This is a genomic window from Paenibacillus sp. T2-29 (assembly GCF_052921365.1).
On sequence record NZ_JBREVE010000015.1, the window covers coordinates 24647 to 47022 of the forward strand.

Below are 22376 nucleotides of genomic sequence, written 5' to 3' on the forward strand. Positions count from 1 at the left end.
TCTCCTCGCAAAATAGATATTTGGTAAAAAGAAAATTCGCATATTTATGCGGTTTGTTCCTCGGGATGCTTTCGAAACTGAAGCTCGTACAGCTCCGCATAATGACCTCCCTCAGCAAGGAGCTGGTCATGAGTTCCCTGTTCTTTGAGCTCGCCATCGGCAAGGACACAGATCGTATCCGCCCGTTCAATCGTAGACAATCGATGGGCAATAACTAATGTGGTGCGATCCTTCATCAGCTCATCTAAGCCCTGCTGAACTTCGTATTCCGACTCTGCATCCAGGGCTGAGGTCGCTTCATCCAGCAGCAAAATCGGTGCATTTTTGAGCAGAGCACGGGCAATCGCAATCCGCTGTCTTTGTCCGCCGGACAAATTGGTTCCGCGTTCACCGACAATCGTGTCATAACCCTCCGGAAGCTCAGCTATGAAGCCGCTGGCATAGGCTGTTTTGGCCGCAACCTTTACTTCCTCATCGGTGGCATCCGGTGAGCCAAAACGGATATTATCCGCTACTGTACCATGGAACAGTGTAGCCTCCTGTGGTACATAGGCCATCAATTCCCTAACCTCATCCAACCGAAATTCTTCTGCCAAGCGGCCGCGAACTCGCAGAACTCCTTCATCCGGTGGGTAAAATCCCAGTAACAGCTTCATCACTGTGCTTTTTCCACCCCCACTCGGACCGACAATCGCGGTTACCTGCCCTTCTGGCACAACCAAGTTCAATCCTCGCAGCGTTGGACGGTCTGGCTGATAGCCAAAGGTAATGTTATGCAGTTCCAGCGCAGCCGCAGTCTGTTCAATGGCGAGGTCTGAACCCACAGTCTCGACACCGCCATAAGATTCCTTAGGTTCACGGGCGGATGAAGCTGATACCTCCAGATCGATAAGCCCGGTTACTGATCCCTTCTGCTTCGCCGCAGGGAACTGTTCCTCTTCCTTCGACTCATTCAAGATTTCGCGGATACGCGCCAAGCCTGCCAAAGAGTTTTGTAACAGGGATACAGCCGCCCCCAGTTCCAAAAACACCGTTGAAATACCCGTTTGCAGCTGCACAATCTGTCCCAAAACTCCAAGTTCCATTTGCTTCTGCGAAACCAGGATCAATCCGGCAACAAGCACACCGCCCAATGTAATAAATTCAATGACAAAATTGCACATATCCTGCAAGCCCATATGACGTCCCTGTCGGATACTAATGCGATTTATGTCTTCGCTTGCATCGTTGCAAAGTCCGCCTACCTTTGCCCTGAGCCCAAACAATTTCACCGTCTGTAATCCGGAAAGCAAATCACTCAATCGTTCTGTAAATCTGCTCATCCGTCCCTGTAGTTCTTCGCTCGTGTGTCGCATTTTCTTCGCGAAATGAGCATTTATCCAGGCTGAAGCCAAACCAAGTAAAACCGCCATAGCCCCAAATCGCCAATCCAGCACCATCAGAATGACTAATGAGCCTAAGAAAAGCGAAGTTTCCAGTATAATCGAGCGAATATGAACGGTATAAGCCTGCTCCAGCGCTTGCACATCGTTCGTCATGCGGGATACAAGATTACCCGAATGATATTTTTCGGCTTTTTCATACGATAGCTTGACAACATGGCCGAATAGCTTCATTCGTACATCGGCAATCGCAAGCTTGACACAGCGTTTATACATATAGCTGCACACAGGGGAAATAAGACTTAATGCCAAAAATGTCCCGCTGACCAGATAGACCGCTCGATATAGCTCCTGTACATCGCCATTAACCGCAAAATTCAGCAGATTATGCACCACAAAAGAAAGCAAAATTGTGATGCTGGCATTGGTTAGACTGTTGCCAACCAACCCCGTAAAATACCATTTTCGATGCGGCTTCATCAGGGACATCAATTGCTTAAATTCATAAAACCCCTGCTTGAAGGTCACGACGCTCACTCCTTTCCTCAGGCAGTGAATACCCGTCTTCCTCCGTTTGCTGTCCTTCAAAATTTTGCAAATACAGCTTTCGGTACACACCATCACGGCCTAGTAATTCCTCATGTGTACCTGATTCCACAATGCTCCCCTGATCAAGTACGATAATGCGGTTCGCCTGGCGTACAGTTGACAGTCGATGAGCTATGACCAGTACCGTCCGGTCTTGCATGGCTGCATTCATTGCAATCTGTACCTGAGCCTCCGACTGGCTATCAAGTGCTGAAGTCGGCTCGTCCAGTAAAAGCAGCGGAGCATTTTTCAGCAATGCTCTTGCTATAGAAATACGCTGTCTTTGTCCCCCGGACAATCCGCCTCCCCGCTCGCTCAACAGAGTTTCATATCCCTCTGGTAGCTGAACAATAAAGTCATGCGCATGTGCCGCTTTCGCCGCCTCGACAATTTCTTTCCGAGTCGCCTCCAGACGGCCATATCCGATATTTTCTGCAATGGTGGCCGGAAAAAGCGACGGTTCCTGAGATACCATCGAGATATGGCTACGTAGGCTTGTTAGGTTCCAATCTGTCAAATTCTTGCCAAACAATTGAACGGTTCCAGCATGTTCTCCAGGTTCATTAAATCCGCATAGCAGCTTGAAAATTGTGCTTTTACCGCCACCGCTTGCCCCAACAATCGCTACCGTTTCACCTTGTCCTACCTGAAAGCTAATATCCTTCAGCACCGTGTTCCCTTCGTTGTAGCCAAAGGTCAAATGCTCAAAGCTGACTACAGCAATGTCGTCCTTGCTTTCTGCATCGTCTTCCTTGAGATTTTGGCTTATTGTAGTGATTTTCCCGTCTTGCCGTTCATCCGGCCAATCCAGCACCTCAAACAAATGCTTCGCAGCTCCCTCTGCTTCCTTCATTTGTGAAATGATTGTCGGCAGCATGGCGACAGGCTGCAAGATGAACGAAATCAGATATAAAAAAAGGACAATGCCTCCAGCATTCAGCTCACCTTGTTGAATCAGATATCCCCCGCACACTATGACCAAAATAATTGGTGTTGCCAGCATCATCACACCTACTGGGGTGATGAACGCATAGCGTTTTTCCAGCCGCAGCCCACGCCGGATGACCTCCTCCGTAATCACCAAATACTTCTTCAACAGCACAGCCTGCATATTGAATGCCTTGACGATAGGAAGTCCTCCGATTGCATCCTGTCCCACCGCATTCAAATGAGCAATTTTCTCCTGAAGCTCCTTGGAGTATTTCTCAATTGGCTTGCTCATCAGTGAGGTGATAATCATTCCCACAGGCATAAGCGCAAGACTTGCCAAAACCAGTTTCCAGCTTGTCAGTAAAAGCAACGTTAATGATGCTGTAAACACAAGTGGCAAATAAAACAGATTAGCAAATTGCTGGATAAAAAAGTTCTGCAATAGCGCCGTATTGTTTGTTAGACGGGATACCAGATCTCCGGTGAACTTCCTCTCCACGCTAGAAACAGGTAAATCATAAAACTTATGTACGAGATCACCTCTCAAGTCACGCAGTGCACTAACACTAAATCGTGCTGAAGCGTACCTCATCACAAACTTACAAGGCATTCCAATGACCGTCATACCAACAACTAGATAGATCATGTTCTGGGTGGAGGAGAATGTGCCCTGTGCCATTTGCTCTATGGCCTTACCCAAAATAATGTCAATAGCTGCTAAACACAAAGAAGAAATTACGGTTATAAAAACCCAAAGGTTATACGGTTTTATATAACGTGTAAGTCTCCTAAAAGCAGAATTTGCTCGAAACAAGGGCATCCCTCTTTTTCATTGCCCACACTTTATGCAGTGCGAACTATTTAGATTGGCGATGGACGTCGTTGAAGTAAACTCTGTGTCTGAAATGAATGAGTGCCTGTACAGTAAAGTTGGATTTTAATCTATGTTGGGAAATGCATCATGGTGGGTTGTTTTATCGGTTATTGCTGAGATGGTGATAGCAAAGTGCATCGTGATGTGTGGGACAGTCAACTCTGCCTGAATCGTGGTTGTGGAGTGCTTGTGTTGCAAGCTGTATGAGCTGCCGCAGTGTGGGCCATCGGCGAGGATGCGGAAAGAATGTCCTCGACTGCACTCATAACCTCTTGCTCTTGTTCATGGATGAAAAAGTGATTGCCTTCGAACATCCGGACATCCATAGGTGACATCGTATGCTGCTGCCAGGCACGTAGTGAGTCTGTGCTAACCTCAAAATCCTTCGTTCCCCCTAGAACCGTCATCGGGCATGCCAGTGGATTTCCCGGCTGATAAACATAAGTTTCACATACCTTAAAATCTGCACGCAGACGAGGCATAATAATTTGCATCAATTCTGCATTTTGCAGCACCTCTTCGGGGGTGCCCTGCATCAAACGGAGCTCTTCGGTGAAAGAATCATCTGCTAAATCATGGAGTCGTTTTTTGGAGTATGGAATATGAGGGGCGGATTTGCCAGATACGATGATATGCACAGGTAGTTTTCCTGTTTTGCTGTACAACTGCCGTGCTGTTTCAAATGCAATCAGTGCCCCCATGCTATGTCCAAAAAAGGCAAAAGGCTTATTCATGTATGGAGCCATAGCGGGAACCAGCGATTGAACGATGTCTTGAAGGGTTTCCATTGGAGCTTCAATGGAGCGGGCCTCACGTCCTGGGAGTTGTATTGGCAACACAGTAATATCAGGTGCGAGCCTGGACTTCCAAGAGTTAAATATGTAAGCACCGCCGCCGGCGTAGGGGAAGCAAAATAGTTGGAGCTTCGCAGTTGGTTGGACCTCTGTTTTCGCAAACCAAGATTGTGATCGAGTCGTCATATGAATTCCTCCATCCTCTATGAAGTAATAATTTTACAATAAATCCTTATATATCTTTTTTTCTTCCAACACTTTCTAGCTTTTTTAAATATACAAACTTTAAAACGGCTTGACATGGGACAAAAGTGCTAAATTACTAGACTTCATAAAAATAAACCAAAATCCATATTATGCTATTTGTTTCCAGACTACAAAAGCAACAATTTTACTTTTTCGCTCATTATCTGCCCATCATGATCTGCAAATTTGGCTTAAAACATAATTTCACATTTTCACGAACATTGTAAAACTAAAATCATTATGATTTACAATTACGCCTAAACCCCTTATCCTATAACAATTTTATCTTTACATGCCATTAACATAAATGTAACAAATTCAACCTGATATCATCCGACAAATTCCGACTTTTTCCGCACCTCCCTTCAACCTCCTATATAATGGAACTGATTTAAAACAACCACACACAAACCTAAATTAATAACTCTTTAAATTTTTAATAAACAGGGTTTTTATATAGTTCCAAAAAACTATATTATGCATAATTTTTTTTGACTCTTCGTCTAAAAAAATTAGTTCGAATTGATTTTTTCTCTTCCAAAGCTATGTTTTTTCTTTTCAAGCCCTAATCGAAACGTTTCAATTTCACTTCAAAAGTGCCTGTTTTTTTGAAATTTATATCCTTGCTTTTACTCTTTTATCCCCAAAAAACAGTAACAGCAAGTCTCCCTTTAGTCAGAGACTTGCTGTTTTATAAATTTATTATGATTGAATTCACCAGTGAAGGAAGTCTTGACTTCAAATTTCAAGAGGATGCCGCGGCTGCAAGCGTACCGGAAGAATCAGCTGTATGATGAATACTTCGCACGAAACGAATCGTTTTTGTATCTGAATGCATTACAACTGAATGGGTTTCAGCTCTGTGACCAGGCAGAGAACGAACCCCCTGCAACCACTCACCAGGCGTAACGCCTGTAGCGACAAACATCACGCCTTGGCGTCCGACCATGTCCTCCATCGACAGCAACGCCCCTGGATCAGTAATACCCATGCGTTTGCAACGTGCAATCTCTTCTTCTCCATGAGGAAGCAGACGGCCTTGTATTTCTCCGCCCATGCATTTCAGCGCGGCCGCGGCCAATACACCCTCAGGAGCACCGCCAGAGCCGATATGCAAATCTACACCGCTATCCAGGCAGGTTTCAATTGCGCCCATCACATCCCCATGACCAAGCAGCTTGATCCGAACGCCGCTTTCCCGCAGAAGCTGGATAATCCCGGCATGCCGTGAACGATCCAGAATCGACACCGTAAGATCGGACAAGGATTTCCCCAGTATGCGCGCTGCTTTTGACAATGTAGTCGGAATCGTGTCTTCTAGTGACAGCTTTCCAGCCAATGCCGGACCAACAGCTAATTTTTGCATGTACATATCCGGAGCGTGTAGTAGACTACCACGAGGTGCAGCAGCAATGACCGACAGTGCGTTATTCAAACCGTTCGCCACCGTTTCAGTCCCTTCGAGAGGATCAACAGCAATATCCATGGCCGGCCCTCTGCGATTGCCTACTCTCTCCCCGATATACAGCATGGGAGCCTCATCCATTTCGCCTTCACCAATCACGACCGTGCCGTCCATGGATACCGCATTAAAATGAGTACGAATGGCTACTGTTGCCGCCTCGTCCGCACTATTCTTATCTCCACGCCCTGTCCATTGTGCCGATTGCAGTGCCGCTGCCTCTGTTACCCGAACGAATTCCAATGCCATTTGACTCTCCATACCTATCCCTCCACCTCTCCTAAAAATAATTGTTACCCACAGGCAAATAATATTTCACGGCAGCTTTGCTGCCATCTTATATTTACACTCCTGTATCCCGTGATTCATATTTTCTTTATAAACGCTGCTTCTAAGTTGCTTCGCTTTATAGCATTCTAACAATCAAGCCCGCTGTCTCTTCAATTGCTTTATCTGTAACATCAATGACTGGACAATTCAGCTCTTTAAACAAAGACTGCGCATACGCGATTTCCTCTTCTACCCTCGTCGCTGTAGCATACTGCACATTATTCGGAAGCCCCATTACCTTCAGTCGTTCACTGCGTATTTTCAACAATAGCTCCGGCTGGATCGTCAATCCGAACACTCGGCCACGCTGAACATCCTTCAACTGAACAGGTGGTGTCAGCTCCGGTACAACCGGTATGTTGACTGTTTTATAACCTTTATGTGCGAGAAACATGGATAAAGGAGTTTTGGAAATACGAGACACCCCAAGCAATACTATATCTGCTTTGAGAATAGCGCTCACATCTTTGCCATCATCGTATTGAACCGCAAAATCCAGTGCCTCTACACGCCGAAAATAGTTGTCGTCCAGTCGGTGCAGTAGGCCAGGCTTCTCTTTGGGATCGTTATGAAACGTATCGGCAAACGCCTGCATCATCGGTCCCATAATATCGACAGCCCGCACATTCAGCCGAACAGCCTCCTCTTTCATCGCCTCTCTCAATTCTGGCTGTACCAGCGTATAAGCTACAAAGCCTTTACGCTCGGCAACTTCCTCCATTACCCGACTCAGCTCGTCTTCATCCCTCACATTCATAAATCTTTTGATCTCTGTGTCTGGCAACTCAAATTGGCGCATGGTCGCCTGCACGACAGCTTCTGCCGTCTCACCAATCGAGTCTGAACAGATCGCTATAAAATGACTGCTCGCCTGAACCATTCGATTCCTCCCATTAATCCTCTGCTACCATATCGAGCAACATTTTAATAATATTTGTCTTTGTAATACGTCCCACGACTTTCCAGTGTTCTCCTGGTTTGTCAGAATCCGAAGGGACGACGACAGGCAGACTGTCGATTTGACGGGCAATAATTTTGCGTGCTGCCTCTAGTACGGTATCCTCTGGGGAAACAGTGACCACATTCGCCTGTCGGGTCATCACAAGACTGACAGGAATGGTTGCTGCATTGGGATTGCCTAACGTGACCTTGAGTAAATCCTTGCGGGAAGCCACCCCTGCCAAATCTCCATCTTCATCGGTGACGATCAAATTGCTCACATTTTCCAAAAACAGAGCTACGACAGCTTCCTGAATTGTGGTTGTTTCACGTACGATGACTGGAACCCCGTGAAGATCACCGACCTTCATTTGCAAAAGCCGGAATTTTTCCTCCCGGTTCGGCGTACCCCGCTTTCCAACAAAATAACCGACCTTGGGCTTAGCATCTATGTAATTCAAAATGCCCAATTTGGATAGGTCGGTCCGAATGGTCGCCTTACTGAGATTAAGCATTTCCGCAATCTGGTCACCCGTAATCGGGGCATGCTTTTGTACGATGTTTAAAATTTCTACTTGTCTTGCCGTAAGGTCGATGATGAACGCCCCTCCTTTTTTGCTTGCGATCTGATATTGAATATAATACGTCATATATAATAATAAATCAACCTAAAAAAGCATATAAAACATCACATATATAAAATTAAAGTGGTTATTCATGTTTTTTTATCATTTAAAACACTTATTCCATACAAAAAACGGGCGCTTTATCCCCCCCTCTTTCGAGTAAGGCAAAGCACCCGCTTTCTTATTCGTATCTTAAAGCATCAATCGGACGCAGCTTCGAGGCTTTGCGCGCCGGATATACTCCGAACAGCACTCCGACTCCCATGCAGCACAGAAAAGAGTACAGTACTGGCTCTATCGAATACACAATCGGCATTTGGACGAATTTCTCAAGCAGCTTTGCACCCCCAAGACCCACCATAACGCCGACCAGTCCACCCATTAGACTGAGAAAAACAGCCTCAGCCACAAACTGCAGCATAATATCACTGCGTTGCGCACCAATCGCTTTGCGAATTCCGATCTCCCTCGTACGCTCCGTGACAGACACCAGCATAATATTCATAATGCCAACACCACCAACGCCGAGCGCAATTGCAGCCACGCCGATCAGTAGCATATTCATAACCCGGTCAACCCCGGACACTGTTTTTAGGATTTCCGTCTGGGTCATAATTTGAAAATCATCGCCCTCTGATGGCTTTAGCTCATGTCTGACACGCAGCACCTGCCGAATTTGAGCACTTGCCTGATCAATCTTCTCCTCCGTTGTTGCAGAGGCATTCACCTGCTGAATGCTCATATTACCTAGTCGTTCCATCCCCGTTGTGATTGGCACATAGACCTGCTGTCCGCTATTATTCATATTTGAATTGGAATTAGCCAGCACACCAACCACCTTAAAGGGCAGTTGTTTGATCATAATGATCTCACCTACCGCTTTGGAAGCATCCGGGCCAAAAATATTACGGGCCGCATCACTCCCCAATACAGCCACATTCAATCGTTTATCCACTTCATAGTGGGTAAACGATCTGCCCTGAGCGAGCGACAACTTTCTCACATGAACAAATCCCAGCGAGGTCCCCTCGATTTGCCCGCTGACCTTATTGCGACTCCATGTAATATCTGCATTGGTCATCGCACTTGGCGCCACCTCGGCTACTGCTTTTTGCTGCTCTAGTGCCTCAATATCCTCCAAAGATATTCCTTTCGTCTGGTTGAACGACATGGAACTTGACCCATCATATGGAGCATAAGGATAGATCATCAGCAGATTATTTCCCATACTATTGATCTGCGATGTAATTGTAGCGGTTGATCCTTTACCGATGGCTACAATCGCAATCACAGCGGCTACTCCGATAATAATACCCACCATGGTCAGCAAGGATCGCAGCATATTGGTTCGCAAACTATTGAGCGACACACGAATAATTTCCTGAAACTTCATGCCTTCACTTCCTCTGCCGCCATTCTTCGTTCCTCAACAGGCTGATCCTTTTCAATCCGCCCATCTCGAAAATGAATCAGACGCTTGGCGTATTCAGCAACCTCTTGATCATGAGTAACCAGTACAACCGTTTTCCCCTGATCGTTCAGACGCTGAAAAATCCCCATGATTTCCACACTTGTTTTGGAGTCCAAAGCTCCTGTCGGTTCATCCGCTAAGAGAATAACCGGATTGTTCACAAGTGCCCGCGCAATGGATACCCGTTGCTGCTGACCGCCTGACAATTCATTTGGCCTGTTGTTCATCCGATCGCCTAGACCTACGCTTGTGAGGGCATCCATAGCCCGCAAACGACGCTCCTTGGCAGAAACCCCCGCATAGATCATAGGCAGTTCCACGTTTTCCAGAGCTGTGGATCGTGGAAGTAAATGGAATTTCTGAAATACAAATCCGATTTTCTGATTACGTATAATAGCCAGTTCATCCTCGCGGGCATCTAAGATCGAATATCCGTCCAAATAAAATTGTCCTGACGTAGGTAAATCCAGACAGCCGATAACATTCATCATCGTGGACTTGCCTGATCCAGACGGTCCCATAATCGCAACAAAATCACCGTCAGCAATATCAAGTTGAACTTCACGCAGAGCATGAATTTCCTGATCTCCGACATGGTACACTTTTTTCAAACCCTCAATCTGAATAACATATCTCATGCCCGTTTAAAAGCCTCCCTGCATGCCGCCCATTGCGGAAGGATCTGGCGGAGGTTCAGGGGCAGGCACAATAATCGTGTCACCCTCCTTAACACCGGACTTAATCTCTACACGGTCTGGCGTGTAAAATCCAAGTTCTACGGGTTTGAATGTGCGTGCCCCCGGATTCGCAGCGTTATTAGCGGATACATACACGCCGTCCTGTCCTCCTTCGGATCTCAGGGCAGTCGCAGGAACGAACAGTACATTTTTGTGTACTCCCAAAATAACGGCCACATTCATAATCATGCCTGTTTTAAGCTTGCCTTTCGGGTCGTGAACAGACAGTTCCATCAGATACGTCGTCATCCCTTCATCTGTAGAAGCTTCCGGTGAGACGAATTGCACTTTCCCTGGAAACGATTCACCCGGATATGCATTGGTTGACAACACAGCGGAAAGCCCCTTTTTTACCTTGACAATGTCATTCTGACTTACCTTCACAACTACCTTAAGATCGTTGGAATCCGAGTTATTCATGACAATAAATGGAGCCGTCGGACTGGTTCCCACATCCCCGTTTACCTTCAAGATCACTCCGTCCCACGGTGCCGTGACCTGAAGCTTGTTCAGTTCATTTTTTTTCTGCTCTAGCTCAGTCGCCAGTCTTCGCACCTCTATCCGTGAGGACTGAATACTCGATGCATCAGCCGGAACCTGAGTCTTGCGAAGCTCAGCCAATGCGGCACGGTAGCCGATTTCAGCCTCTGAAATGGTACGACGTTTTTGCGATATAATCTTGCGGAACTGTAAATCTAGATTATCATAGTCCGTTTGTGCTTTATCCAATGCTTGCTCTGCCTGCTCCAATTCACTGTTGGATACAGCCCCGGCATCATGTAAAAACTTTTGGTCTTCATATGCCTTCCGCGCTTGCTCCAACTGCTTTTGGGAAGCCTTCTTCTGACTTTCGGCCTCTTCCAGCTCAAATGATTCCTGCGCTGTATCGACAGCCATTTTGGCCCGAAGTACATTTGTTTTCTGAATTTCAATATCCTCCGCCTTCGGACCCTTCTCCAATTCAGCCAACTTGGCTTTGGATATCTCTAAAGAATCAGACGCACTTTGAATTTGCATTTTAATTTCTGAACTGTCCAGAAGCGCCAGCACTTGCCCTTTTTTGACCTTGTCCCCGGCTTTCACGTTCACCGCAGCCAGCTTGTTATCGCCTGCACTTGTGAAGTTCAGCTTCACTTCCTTGGATGCTTGCACGGTACCGGACGTGTCCAGCTTCTCGCTCACATCGCCGCGCTCTACTTTAAACGTCTCGTCCTGAACTACAGGTGCTGCCTGCTCTTTCGGCATATTCAGATATACTGCTGCTCCGCCTCCGCCTACAACCAGTAAAACAATCGCAGTCCAGATCCACTTTTTTCTCCGTTTTCTCCGTAGCTTGATTAAAGCATCATTTAAAACCGTTTCTGCCAACGCCTTTTCCTCCCTATGTGCTCCATGGCTTGTTCAACGTATACTCATTTTGATCCAACTCGATCGCCAGCTCTTCCATTTGTCGTTCAATCTGGTTCACTTTCAACTGGTTGTTTTTCAATTCCATCTCGATAACCAGACCTCTGGCCCACTTTTTGCGTGATAATTCCAAGGCTTCTTTTGCCGTGCGCAAACTTTCCTCCAACTGTATGTATTTCTTTTGGTTTTCCTTAACCGTGGCATACAAATTGCGGAGTGATTCGGCAAAATCCTTTTGACCTTTGGCAAGCTCCTCTTTAGCTGTATCGACATCCATTTTAGCTAGATCGTAAGCACCGGCGCCGTTGTTAAAATCAAAATATCTTACATTAAGTTCCGAAGTTTTGATACTATCCTCCAGCTTCCACAAATTTGGATTCATGTCTGTCAGCTGTTGTATATGTAATTCGATATCCAGCTTCTTCGGTTCTTTGTACACAGGTCGATCCACCATTTCATAGGCTGTCCCGTTAGGCTGTCCCATGAGGAAGTTGAGTGCATCTCTGGATTTTTGCAATGCAATTTTTCCCTGTTCGACCGCTTGTTCCGCCTGGACCCTGGCCTGTGTGCTCTCGTTTTTCGCATATTCAGATAGCTTGCCACGCGCAAATTTGGCAAGGGCAATCTTTTCCTCCGCTTGGGCGATTTCCAGCGCCTCCAGATCATTTTTCACCTGATTCTCTGCTACAAACACACTTTGGTAGCTTTTCATTACATTAAAATAAATCTGGTCTTTGGCATATTGCGCCTGCTTTTTGCTAGCTAGATAGGATAGTGTCGAAGAACTGTAATTCCTCCAGGACGTTTCATTATCAACATACTCATTGTCTATATAATCGATAGGTGAATTGCCCAGCTCCTTTTCTGCATTTTTCAGTTCAAGTCTGCGACGCTCTACATCCCGCTCTGCGGTACGCGTATTGTAGCTGTTCGTCTGTGCCCATTCCACTGCCTGCTTGAGCGTTAATGGAGGTAGAGCCTGTCCCGTTACGGATGATGTCTTCGCCGTAGCCGCAGCAGATGAATTAACTGACACATTTGCTGAAATGCTTCCTGATGAACTGTCAGCCTGTGCAGTGGTAACCAAGCCTGTAGAAAAGGACAATACAAGCAGCACGGCAGCCGCTTTTTGCTTCATAAGTGAATCTCTCCCCTTTCGGTGCATCTTTCGAATCTTTTCCATTCTTTTCGACATAAATTTCCACGAATTCCTCGCATTCTAATTGTACTTTCAGGTTTATGTTGGTACAAGGTGTCAAAACAATACATTTTTGTAACCTTTACTGTCAGATTACTCGTTGTAAACTACTTTACGTCCCACCAGACATAGATTTAAGCTGTTTTTACCTGAACTTTACCTAAATTTCAGCTAATTTTAAGGAAACCAACAGCATCTATTAAGGTTTGGAACATATAATAGAGAAAGAATAACAGCCGCTCACTAGGAGGGTTAATAGATGATAAAAGAATCTCGCATGACAACTACTAACGAACCATCTGATTTGTGGATGACTCGCTTTTTACGCGAATCAGAACAAAAAAAGAAACAACTCATTCGGGAAGCCCGAAAAAATAATGATATACCGCTGATGAACAGTATTTCTTTTCACCTTGCCCAGCGTGACCAGCAGCATCTGATTGGATAAGCTTACTGGGAAATCTAGTGCTATATATGAACGCCATTCTTCATTAATCTACATGATACGCCAGTTTAAAAAGAGACGGGACAAATCAAAACTATGATTTGTCCCGTCTCTTTTTGGCGAGGATTTAGACTAGTGTTCCTCGCCTATTCTTCCGTCTCCGTCTGCGGATGATAAAGATATTGATCCAGCGGGATACGTCCGTTTGCATTAAACTGTATGCCCTCCTCTTCCAAGTACAGGCGCTGCAGGGAGGCGGACTCATCCTCCTGCAAAGCAATCTCTCCCAAGCGGTTGACTACTCTATGCCATGGAAGTCGATGTTTTTGGCTCAGTGTATGCAAAATTCGCACCACCTGTCTAGCACCTCTTGGGCTTCCGGCCTCTGCCGCAATTTGACCGTAAGTCATTACTTTTCCCTCAGGGATCAGCAATATAATCTGAAGCACACGGGCAGTGAAAGGCTGCATGTTCTAATTCCTCCGAATTACTATTGCTTTTTTCCATTATTATAGCACCCTGAACATAAGCCAAAAACCCCTGTTCCTACAAATGTAAGAAACAGAGGTAAAACCAGCATTGAAATTTAGAATCCACTCAGACCCTGTCTTTTTAAATCGTGTGCTACTAATCGCGCCAGTTGCCTTGCTCCTGCAAAGTTTGGATGTAGTGTATCACCGTTCATATACAAAGCCAGCGTAGCTTCTTTGCCAATAGAAGTGAAATAAGCTGAACTGAGCACATTCAGATCGACTAAAGGCGTTTGTTCCTCTTGAGCCAGCGCCAAAATAGCGCTTCTATACCATCTGTTTTCTGCGTTGTGTACATTGTTAGCATTAAAGTCAGTGGCTCGTCCTTGCGGTGTTGACAGAATTACCGTCGCCCCCTTAGCCTTCACCTGCCGGATCATATCTCGCATCCAATCCTTAAACTCCGCTTCGCTTTCGTTATGCTTTGGATTGGTGTCATTAATGCCTAATTGGAGAATAAAATAATCCCCTGGCTTGATATATTGAACGATAGCCTCCAACTGACCGTCCTGATGGAATCCTCTAGCAATTTGGCCCCCTGACGCCATATTGCGAATTTGAAAAGTATTCGTGTTTACAAACTCTGGCAGCAGTTGACCCCATCCTGCCTGCACGCTGCTATCTAGCGGATAATAGTTACATACCGTAGAATCCCCACCGATATAAATCGTGCGATTCGTAGCTGGATTGCTAGACAATTGCTTGATTTCCATTGCACTAAGTGTGAAGACCGCGCCCTCTTTGCCTTCAGTAATCAGTAGATTTAACTGTCCGTCTGTCACTGGAATTTGAAAGCGATCCTTGGCCCCATTCCCCGTCATATTTATGACCTGATACACCCCTTCGGCCGCAACACTCGAACGGGAAGTATTACCTAAAGTAACCGACACCTCATATAAACCTGAAGGAAGATCGACGTCAAAAGTATTCTCGCTTTTCGTACCTGTAGTCAGGAATTGTGCCGCATCACTTGCCACCCCAGTTCCTGATGCACTGACATTACGCATATTCTCAGGGGTACGAAAGCCATAGCCACGTGCTGAGTCATAGGACAGCGAAGCGCTCACTCCGGTATAACCCGTTTCGACCGTACCTCCGCCAAAATCAAACTTGTACTCGCCATTGGATGCATGTGCCGGAGTAGCTATACCCACCCCTGGCGCACCACATAAAAAAGCTGCTAAAAGCATACCAGTCAATCCTTTTTTCCACTTCATTCTTCATTCCTCCTCCAGATTTTTAATTGTAAGAAGCAAAGAATATTCAATGTAAGCGCATACATAAAATTCTACCAATGGTTGCACGGTTGTACCTATGTAATTCTTATGCAAATAAAAAGTTGACGTAGCCGAATAAACAACAGGATCCGTTTTCTGCGTACCTCTTACAATAGTAATTGTAGCCCAACTAAATCAAGTGGAATTTGAAGAGATATAGTTCCTTTGAGCAGAACCCGTAAACACACACAACTTCTGATGAATAGGCAAATGTACAGCCCTTTCTCTGGTTCTGTGAATACACTAAACCAACACTGGGAAAGGAGGGACGTAATGTCTAATAAGTTTAGAGCCACGTTGAGGGGGGCTAATGAAGTGCCTCCTGTCAGAACAAATGCGACAGGAACTGCGGAATTTCGTTACCGTCCAGCGAGCCAGCAATTAAGCTTTGAACTGACGGTCCGCAATATTTCACGAGTAACTGAAGCGCACATTCATCTGGGACGAAGAGGTGAAAACGGACCTGTTGTCGCTACCCTGTTTGGCCCTTCGAAGTTTGGGATTACCGTAAGAAGAGGCGTCGTTACCGGCGTGCTGCGTGCAATTGATCTTACTGGTCCGCTCAGAGGCAGAACCATTAATGATTTGGTATGCCAAATCAGAGAGGGCAACGCCTACGTCAATGTCCACACGATCCGTCATCCGAACGGTGCCATTCGTGGACAAATCAGACGCGCACCTATCAAACGTTGCAAATAACGAATGGACATGAGTACTAAAAGAACTTCCATGCTGCTCATTTTGAGCCTATGGAAGTTCTTTTTCTTAATTCTTAACAAAAGTTAAGAAGTTCATAAGCGATTCTTAAGCCACTCCCTTTCAGATTGTTAAGAACTTTATCTTTTAATAGAAAGAGTTCAACAAGATACTGTTCACTACTGAAAGGAAATGAAGCTTATGAAGCCTACGACCAAAGAGAAAATTCCCGAATTACAGTTGGTCAGAGCCATGGCGATTTTAGCCGTCTTAATGGTACATGCCACTTCTTATGCAACGGTTCAACTTACACATTCCAGCCTTTATGTTGTATATAATGCGCTCAATGTGTTGATGAAGTATGGTACCCCTGTATTTATCGCGCTTAGCAGCATGGTACTGTTCTACAACTATAAGGATCGTCCAATGGGACGACAGCTTTTGAGCCGCTTTTATAAGCAGAGATTGTTGTATATTCTCGTACCTTATGTCATGTTCTCTCTCTTTTATTTCATCCTGTCCCTTATGGCTGGCAGTAACGAACCATGGAGTATAACTACACTAGCGGAAAGTTTTGCTCTGAAGCTGGTCACAGGCAAAGCCTACACCCATTTATATTATATTTTTATCATGATGCAATTCTATCTTGCATTTCCATGCGTATTGTGGCTGTTTCAGCATTATCGGCAATTTCCGCAATGGTCTATTGTCATTGGGCTGCTGGTACAGTGGGCATTTATAATTAGCAATAAATTTCTCTTTCAGGTTCAAAATAAAGGCAGCTGGGCGCTGTCCTATGTGGCCTGTTACATGATGGGCGCTGCTCTCGGTTACTATTATCCCCAGCTCCGAACTTGGTTTCTGATGCGTAAAGGGGAACGAAGCTTTGTCAGCGTGCTGACCTGGATTGCAATTTGGGCTTTATGGCTGATTTCAGCCATCATTCATGTCTATATGTGGTATGAAAATAGAATGTACGGAACTTCATACAATTCGCTGGTTTTTGAACTTATGTATAATATGTACAGCCTGTCTAGTACGCTGGTATGGTTACAGATTTCCTTTCTCATGTATAGGAGACAACATTCCATTGTCATTCGCAAGCTGGAACGTCTGGGTACCCTGTCCTTTGGGGTGTATCTCATCCATCCGTTTTTCCTGCTCCTGTATCGGCAGTTTTCACCACACATCGGTTCGCCGCAGCTTATTCATGTGTGGTACGCTGGAGGTTTTTTCTGTGCACTTCTTTGCTCTTGGCTCGTCGTGTCGTTCATCGCCCGCTTCCTGCCATGTGCGTGGATTTTGTTCGGTCAGCTACCGGGTACAGGAAAAAGGAACTTCAAGCAAGAAGAGCGTATGTCTTCGCCCGAAACGTTACTATTCAAAGGCTGATGATACCCGGCAAACGACCTGAGAAGAGTGTCCATAGCCTCCACCGCCAAAAAGGTATATAATACGCCCATATTGTATACTGCTGGAAAGAACAGAAAGGGTGCGCGGGCCATGCATAACGGAACCATTTTATTAGTAGACGATGAACCTGAAATAATTAAGCTCATGCAAATATATTTAGAAAATGAAGGATATCGCTTGCTCATGGCACGGGACGGACTGGAAGCGCTGGAGCAGGTTAATCGGGAACAGATAGATGTGATGGTGCTGGATGTGATGATGCCCAACATGGACGGGATTGAAGCCTGCATGAAAATCAGGGAAACCGAACATTTTCCGATCATTATGTTGTCTGCGAAGGGACAAGATATGGACAAAATTACAGGGCTTAGCGTTGGGGCCGATGATTATGTCACCAAGCCGTTCAGCCCGCTAGAGCTAGTGGCACGCATCAAATCCCAGCTACGTAGAGTACGGAAGTATACCCATTCCTCTTCTGTATTGGAGCATGAAATGGTACTGGATGAACTCTCCATTAACACTGTTACGCATGAAGTCACTCTCGCTGGAGAATGCGTAAAGCTGACTCCGCGTGAATTCGCCATTGTTGAGCTTTTGGCTCGACACCGGGGGCAAGTGCTGAGCATGGAGCAGATTTATGAGAAGGTCTGGAAGGAGCAATATCTGGAATCCAACAACACGCTAATGGTTCATGTGCGTAAAATTCGCGAGAAAATTGAGACTGATCCGAGAAAGCCCAAATACCTGAAAACAGTGTGGGGCATCGGCTATAAAATGGAAAAATTCGATTAATGGAGGACTTGCGTCTTGAAGGCAAAACGATATGATACGCTGGGATGGAAGCTGGCAGCTCTTAGCCTTGCTGCCTTCACTTTAACTGGACTGATTTTAATGGTGTTTTATTATGGAGCGTCTTTGCTGTTATGGCTGAATCCCTCCCGTTCATTTTTCGGCACCCGGCTGATCCGCTGGACCGTAAATCATATTGGTTCCTCACTGATCATGCTGGTGAGCGGGCTGCCTTTATATATTTATTTCTTTTTCCTTTTTACCAAAAATACGATTGGCTATCTACGCGAGATTACGAAAGGGATGCAGAAATTCGCGGACGGAAATCTATCCTATTCGATTCCGGTATCTTCAGCGGATGAGCTGGCAACCTTGGCGAAAAATATGAATACCATGGCAGACAAGCTCCGTCTCTCACTAGAAGAAGAACGGGCTTCCGCCAAGGCCAAAAACGACCTGATCACTGGCGTATCCCACGATCTTCGCACCCCGCTAACATCTGTGATTGGCTTTTTGGAGTATATTGAAACCGACCGCTACCGGGACGAAATTGAGCTGCGCTACTATGTAAACATTGCTTATGAAAAATCGCTGACGCTGAAAAAGCTGATCGACGAATTGTTTGAGTACACGCGTGTGAGCGGTGGTAGCCTGCCTCTGGAGCTGAAGCCTGTAGACCTCGGCAAATTGCTCACTCAACTTGCTGAGGAATTTGTACCCTCACTGGAACAGGCGGACATGTCTTATCGTGTCCGAATCGTTGAGCCTGTGCGGATATTGGCCGACACGGACGAGCTGGTACGCCTGTATGAAAATTTATTTTCCAACGCGATTCGATATGGAAAGGATGGCAAACGTTTCGATATCACCATCGGACGTGAAGGCGATGAAGCGATAGTGATCTGCACCAACTACGGTGCCCCGATTCCACAGGAAGATGTCCCGCATCTGTTTGAACGGTTTTATCGAGTGGACAAATCACGCTCCAAGGAAACCGGAGGCACCGGGCTGGGTCTTGCCATTACCAAAAGCATTACTGAGCTGCACAATGGCCGCATTTCGGTTAGGAGCAGTCGCAGACAAACGGATTTTGAAACCCGTTTTCCGCTCTATCGCGCCCGTTAGACGGGCAGTGTAACGCTAACCAATCAACAACGTATAAACGATACCCGGTCCGTGTACGCCGATCGTCAAGTCATTTTCAATATCGGACGAGCGGCTCGGTCCAGTAATAAAATGAATGCCTGCGGGCAATTGCTCGCGCCCTGCTTCGTCAAAGCGGCTTAAAATCTCGCCCAGTCGTGTTCGCAGACGCTCCACGGGCAGGAGAATGATCAGCACGGTCGGCAGCAGACTGACCGAGCGCCCCTTCTCCGGCGAGGATAGCACTGCTACCGAGCCGGTATAGGCGGCGGCCTCATCGGCTATGACCATGCCGATATCGGCCTCCGCGGCGCGTGCCTTCCAGTCTTCGGCTGGATCGGTGTTCCACACCGACAGTCGGATTTCCGGCAGCACTGCTTCCAACTGGAGCGCATCCAGGTCCGGCTCATTCTGCCGGACGATATAGACCGCTCCCAGTTCGCGCGCCTTGTGCGCGATCCAGTCTGCCGTCTCCTTCAGATCCGGCAGACGCACGACATGTCCGCCAACACTTGTAAAGTTGGCGGTGAACTCCTCGATGCGCTGCTCCGCACTCCATTCGAATTCGTGCCAAAACGCTGGTGCGCCGCGAAACGGCTGCATCGGTGGCTCCGTCTGCCGCGGACGCTTGAGGCGCGCCGCAATGCCCTCCATAAAGCGTGCCTGCTTGACACGGGATTCTGATTGCATTTGATGAAGCCACGCCTCATGCTCCGCTTTTGCTTGCGCAGAAGGATTACGCTGTTCATTCATGCTGCATCCCTCCTTTTCTTCTATCCGCCAAGATCGTCTCCATTCGGCTGAGAATGTCCGGATGCATGACCTTGCGTTCCTGCTCCAGCTCATGCGCCAGTGTGTTCCAGTGCTGACGGAAGGATTTTTTTGCCAGACTAGGGGCCACACGGTACGTATTCCAGCCTTTTAAGGGGCCAAGCTTAAGAGTAATTTCTCCCTTACGAACGACCGCTTTCTGTGCGATCTGTCCGAGTCGGATCGCCGCAGCGAATCGCTTTGAGCTGGAAACTACTGACGCAAAACCTTTCATCGCTGCCGTCTCTAGATTATCCCCTTTTCCCGCCTCCACCTTGCGTCTACGCAAATAAACCAGCATATCATGCAGTGGTATTTTGACCGGACAGGCTTCATAACACGCCCCACACAAGCTGGACGCACTCGCTATATCGTTCCACTCTTCGATGTTGCCGTGAAGGGCAGGCGTAAGCACTGCACCAATAGGACCACTGTATGTCCCGCCATACGCGTGTCCCCCAATGTGTCGGTACACCGGACAAGCGTTCAGACAAGCACCGCAGCGAATACAATTTAACAGCTCCTGAAATTCGGGATTGCCTAGCTGAAGCGAACGCCCGTTATCTACGATGATAATGTGCATTTCCTCCGGTCCATCGGCATCCTGGCTGCGCCGGGGTCCTGAAATCCCCGACATATACATAGTCAGCTTTTGTCCGGTAGCGGAGCGTGGCAGCAATGTAGCCATCACCTCCAAATCTGTCCAGGATGGAATAATTCGCTCCATACCCATCAGTGTGATTTGCGTTTTGGGCAGAGTGGAAACCATACGAGCGTTGCCTTCATTTTCGAACAGGACCATGGAACCCGTCTCAGCAATGGCAAAATTGCAGCCTGTCATGCCAATATCCGCATCTAGAAACTTTTCACGCAGCTTTTTGCGGACAAAGCCCGCCAAAATCGTCGTATCTGCGGACAACTCCTCCCCCGCTTCTTTGGACAGCAGCTCGGCAATCTGATAACGGTTTTTGTGAATCGCAGGGATTACGATATGAGATGGCGCCTCTCCTGCCAGTTGAATAATGTACTCACCGAGATCACTTTCAATCGTCTCGATATCCGCACCTTCCAGCGCCTGATTCAAATGCAGCTCCTCCGACACCATCGACTTGGATTTGACGACAGAACGTGCTTGATTATGCGCAGCAATGTCCAGTGTAATGCGTACAGCATCCACAGCTGTGTCGGCAAAATGGATATGCACCCCGTTGGCACGGGCATTTTCTACAAATAGATTTAAGTAATAGTCCAGATGGGCAATGGTATGAAGCCGAATTTGGCGCCCCCGCTCACGCCATTCCTCCCAATTTCCATGCTGCACAGAAGCTACCCGTTTACCGTTGCGCAGTCGCTCGGTAGTGAAACGAACTGCATTCCGTAGAAAATCGTCATTTAGAGCCAGCTCTGCACGTTCTTTGACCTTTTGCTTCATAGAATGGGTATGTACAGCGGTCATGCGTGCTTCACCCCTTCATACAGCAGCTCTGCCAGATGCATTACCCGAACTGGCTCTTCCCGATATCTGAGATTTCCAGCGATGTTCATCAAGCAGGCCATGTCCAGTCCGACCAGCACCTCAGCTTCCGTCTCCCTGATATGGTCCACTTTTTCAGTCACCATCGCTCCCGAAATATCGGGCATTTTTACCGCAAAAGTACCACCAAACCCACAGCAGTCCTCAGCAAAAGGAAGCGGCACTAATTGCAAACCCTTTACGCTGCCAAGCAGCTTCATCGGTTCCTCTTTTACGCCGAGCAAACGTGTTCCATGACAAGACGGGTGGTAGGTTACCGTATGAGGAAAAGACGCGCCCACATCGGTCACGCCAAGCACCTGTACCATAAATTGTGTAAACTCATACGTCTTTTGCTCCAGCCTCCGTGCCGAATCCAGCCACTCAGGCTCACCCTTAAACAACTCCGGGTAATGATGAATCATAAATGTGCAAGAACCGGAAGGAGCTACGACAAAATCACTGTCATTAAACGCTTTCAAAATCGTTTTTGCAGCAGCCCTTGTTTCATCCCAATAGCCGCTGTTGTAGGACGGCTGCCCGCAGCATGTCTGCACCTTGGGAAATTCCAGCTCGACACCATATCTGGCAAGCAAGCGGGCCATCGCTTCCCCTACCTTGGGATAAATGGCATCACTCAGGCAGGTAATAAATAAAGATACCTTCATACGACACACCCCTTCCGTCCGTTTTCCAAAGGAAAACTTTCATCATAAGCATAGCTTGCAGCGGAATTCTTGCCTGAATAAAGGTTTTACATTATCCAAATAATCCCG

Annotated in this window: 20 protein-coding genes; 5 read left to right on the forward strand and 15 right to left on the reverse strand. The window is 46.8% G+C overall.

Going from position 1 to position 22376, the window contains the following annotated elements; translation table 11 throughout:
- Positions 1-44: 44 nt before the first annotated feature.
- The 10 genes from ACU1JV_RS25860 to ACU1JV_RS25905 all read right to left on the reverse strand — a co-directional run bounded on the left by ACU1JV_RS25860 (position 45) and on the right by ACU1JV_RS25905 (position 12924).
- Complete coding sequence (locus ACU1JV_RS25860; protein ID WP_413986084.1) at positions 45-1910, reverse strand: ABC transporter ATP-binding protein; 1866 nt, start codon at positions 1908-1910, stop codon at positions 45-47.
- A complete protein-coding gene (locus ACU1JV_RS25865; RefSeq protein WP_058831521.1) occupies positions 1885-3714 on the reverse strand; it encodes an ABC transporter ATP-binding protein in 1830 nt (609 codons plus the stop codon). The genes ACU1JV_RS25860 and ACU1JV_RS25865 overlap by 26 nt, the downstream gene beginning before the upstream one ends.
- A 215-nt stretch (positions 3715-3929) precedes the next feature.
- On the reverse strand, positions 3930-4754 hold the full coding sequence (locus tag ACU1JV_RS25870; protein ID WP_413986082.1) for a thioesterase II family protein: 825 nt from the start codon (positions 4752-4754) through the stop codon (positions 3930-3932).
- Between the two features lie 805 nt (positions 4755-5559).
- Entirely contained in the window at positions 5560-6537 is a 978-nt protein-coding gene (gene glpX, locus ACU1JV_RS25875; RefSeq protein WP_014599716.1) for a class II fructose-bisphosphatase, read from the reverse strand.
- A gap of 145 nt (positions 6538-6682) precedes the next feature.
- The gene (locus ACU1JV_RS25880; RefSeq protein WP_013370995.1) at positions 6683-7486 is read right to left on the reverse strand and encodes a pyruvate, water dikinase regulatory protein; all 804 of its coding nucleotides are present in this window, start codon (positions 7484-7486) and stop codon (positions 6683-6685) included.
- Positions 7487-7499: 13 nt separating this feature from the next.
- The gene (locus ACU1JV_RS25885; RefSeq protein WP_052452861.1) at positions 7500-8195 is read right to left on the reverse strand and encodes a helix-turn-helix transcriptional regulator; all 696 of its coding nucleotides are present in this window, start codon (positions 8193-8195) and stop codon (positions 7500-7502) included.
- A gap of 157 nt (positions 8196-8352) precedes the next feature.
- Positions 8353-9564 (reverse strand): ABC transporter permease, encoded by a 1212-nt coding sequence (locus ACU1JV_RS25890; protein WP_040101424.1) that lies wholly within the window; start codon positions 9562-9564, stop codon positions 8353-8355.
- Positions 9561-10280, reverse strand: coding sequence for an ABC transporter ATP-binding protein (locus ACU1JV_RS25895; protein ID WP_013370992.1), 720 nt, complete (start codon positions 10278-10280; stop codon positions 9561-9563). Before ACU1JV_RS25895 ends, ACU1JV_RS25890 begins: the two co-directional genes overlap by 4 nt.
- A 6-nt stretch (positions 10281-10286) precedes the next feature.
- Positions 10287-11747, reverse strand: a complete 1461-nt coding sequence (locus tag ACU1JV_RS25900; protein ID WP_129549205.1) for an efflux RND transporter periplasmic adaptor subunit — start codon at positions 11745-11747, stop codon at positions 10287-10289.
- Between the two features lie 13 nt (positions 11748-11760).
- A complete protein-coding gene (locus ACU1JV_RS25905) occupies positions 11761-12924 on the reverse strand; it encodes a TolC family protein (protein ID WP_413986081.1) in 1164 nt (387 codons plus the stop codon).
- Between the two features lie 319 nt (positions 12925-13243).
- Here ACU1JV_RS25905 and ACU1JV_RS25910 point away from each other — a divergent pair, with 319 nt between their 5' ends.
- Positions 13244-13432 carry a hypothetical protein gene (locus tag ACU1JV_RS25910; RefSeq protein WP_013370989.1) on the forward strand — a complete coding sequence of 63 codons (189 nt, stop codon included), beginning with the start codon at positions 13244-13246 and terminating at the stop codon, positions 13430-13432.
- Positions 13433-13575: 143 nt separating this feature from the next.
- On the opposite strand, the gene ACU1JV_RS25915 is transcribed toward ACU1JV_RS25910, so the two are convergent.
- Both ACU1JV_RS25915 and ACU1JV_RS25920 read right to left on the reverse strand, forming a co-directional pair.
- Positions 13576-13899, reverse strand: coding sequence for an MGMT family protein (locus ACU1JV_RS25915; protein ID WP_013370988.1), 324 nt, complete (start codon positions 13897-13899; stop codon positions 13576-13578).
- A gap of 116 nt (positions 13900-14015) precedes the next feature.
- A complete protein-coding gene (locus ACU1JV_RS25920; RefSeq protein WP_413986080.1) occupies positions 14016-15176 on the reverse strand; it encodes a rhamnogalacturonan acetylesterase in 1161 nt (386 codons plus the stop codon).
- A 333-nt stretch (positions 15177-15509) separates the two neighbouring features.
- Here ACU1JV_RS25920 and ACU1JV_RS25925 point away from each other — a divergent pair, with 333 nt between their 5' ends.
- From ACU1JV_RS25925 to ACU1JV_RS25940, 4 genes are all read left to right on the forward strand, one after another.
- A complete protein-coding gene (locus ACU1JV_RS25925; RefSeq protein WP_016818467.1) occupies positions 15510-15935 on the forward strand; it encodes a CHRD domain-containing protein in 426 nt (141 codons plus the stop codon).
- Positions 15936-16133: 198 nt separating this feature from the next.
- Positions 16134-17324, forward strand: a complete 1191-nt coding sequence (locus ACU1JV_RS25930; RefSeq protein ID WP_346835656.1) for an acyltransferase — start codon at positions 16134-16136, stop codon at positions 17322-17324.
- Positions 17325-17435: 111 nt separating this feature from the next.
- Entirely contained in the window at positions 17436-18137 is a 702-nt protein-coding gene (locus ACU1JV_RS25935) for a response regulator transcription factor (protein ID WP_413986079.1), read from the forward strand.
- A 15-nt stretch (positions 18138-18152) separates the two neighbouring features.
- Entirely contained in the window at positions 18153-19259 is a 1107-nt protein-coding gene (locus ACU1JV_RS25940; protein WP_137078528.1) for a sensor histidine kinase, read from the forward strand.
- Positions 19260-19274: 15 nt separating this feature from the next.
- Here ACU1JV_RS25940 and ACU1JV_RS25945 read toward each other — a convergent pair whose 3' ends face one another.
- The 3 genes from ACU1JV_RS25945 to ACU1JV_RS25955 are packed head-to-tail and all read right to left on the reverse strand — an operon-like array spanning position 19275 to position 22268.
- Positions 19275-20030: a LutC/YkgG family protein gene (locus ACU1JV_RS25945; RefSeq protein ID WP_413986078.1), complete on the reverse strand. Its 756-nt coding sequence runs from the start codon at positions 20028-20030 to the stop codon at positions 19275-19277.
- Positions 20023-21543 (reverse strand): LutB/LldF family L-lactate oxidation iron-sulfur protein, encoded by a 1521-nt coding sequence (locus ACU1JV_RS25950; protein WP_413986077.1) that lies wholly within the window; start codon positions 21541-21543, stop codon positions 20023-20025. The genes ACU1JV_RS25945 and ACU1JV_RS25950 overlap by 8 nt, the downstream gene beginning before the upstream one ends.
- Complete coding sequence (locus tag ACU1JV_RS25955; protein WP_413986076.1) at positions 21540-22268, reverse strand: (Fe-S)-binding protein; 729 nt, start codon at positions 22266-22268, stop codon at positions 21540-21542. Before ACU1JV_RS25955 ends, ACU1JV_RS25950 begins: the two co-directional genes overlap by 4 nt.
- Between the last annotated feature and the right edge of the window lie 108 nt (positions 22269-22376).

Coding starts and splice junctions, on each gene's coding strand:
- ACU1JV_RS25870 (WP_413986082.1), bottom strand. CDS start 4,754: ATGACGACTCGATCACAATCTTGGTTTGCGAAAACAGAGGTCCAACCA.
- glpX (WP_014599716.1), bottom strand. CDS start 6,537: ATGGAGAGTCAAATGGCATTGGAATTCGTTCGGGTAACAGAGGCAGCG.
- ACU1JV_RS25880 (WP_013370995.1), bottom strand. CDS start 7,486: ATGGTTCAGGCGAGCAGTCATTTTATAGCGATCTGTTCAGACTCGATT.
- ACU1JV_RS25885 (WP_052452861.1), bottom strand. CDS start 8,195: ATGACGTATTATATTCAATATCAGATCGCAAGCAAAAAAGGAGGGGCG.
- ACU1JV_RS25890 (WP_040101424.1), bottom strand. CDS start 9,564: ATGAAGTTTCAGGAAATTATTCGTGTGTCGCTCAATAGTTTGCGAACC.
- ACU1JV_RS25895 (WP_013370992.1), bottom strand. CDS start 10,280: ATGAGATATGTTATTCAGATTGAGGGTTTGAAAAAAGTGTACCATGTC.
- ACU1JV_RS25905 (WP_413986081.1), bottom strand. CDS start 12,924: ATGAAGCAAAAAGCGGCTGCCGTGCTGCTTGTATTGTCCTTTTCTACA.
- ACU1JV_RS25910 (WP_013370989.1), top strand. CDS start 13,244: ATGATAAAAGAATCTCGCATGACAACTACTAACGAACCATCTGATTTG.
- ACU1JV_RS25915 (WP_013370988.1), bottom strand. CDS start 13,899: ATGCAGCCTTTCACTGCCCGTGTGCTTCAGATTATATTGCTGATCCCT.
- ACU1JV_RS25920 (WP_413986080.1), bottom strand. CDS start 15,176: ATGAAGTGGAAAAAAGGATTGACTGGTATGCTTTTAGCAGCTTTTTTA.
- ACU1JV_RS25925 (WP_016818467.1), top strand. CDS start 15,510: ATGTCTAATAAGTTTAGAGCCACGTTGAGGGGGGCTAATGAAGTGCCT.
- ACU1JV_RS25930 (WP_346835656.1), top strand. CDS start 16,134: ATGAAGCCTACGACCAAAGAGAAAATTCCCGAATTACAGTTGGTCAGA.
- ACU1JV_RS25935 (WP_413986079.1), top strand. CDS start 17,436: ATGCATAACGGAACCATTTTATTAGTAGACGATGAACCTGAAATAATT.
- ACU1JV_RS25945 (WP_413986078.1), bottom strand. CDS start 20,030: ATGAATGAACAGCGTAATCCTTCTGCGCAAGCAAAAGCGGAGCATGAG.
- ACU1JV_RS25950 (WP_413986077.1), bottom strand. CDS start 21,543: ATGACCGCTGTACATACCCATTCTATGAAGCAAAAGGTCAAAGAACGT.
- ACU1JV_RS25955 (WP_413986076.1), bottom strand. CDS start 22,268: ATGAAGGTATCTTTATTTATTACCTGCCTGAGTGATGCCATTTATCCC.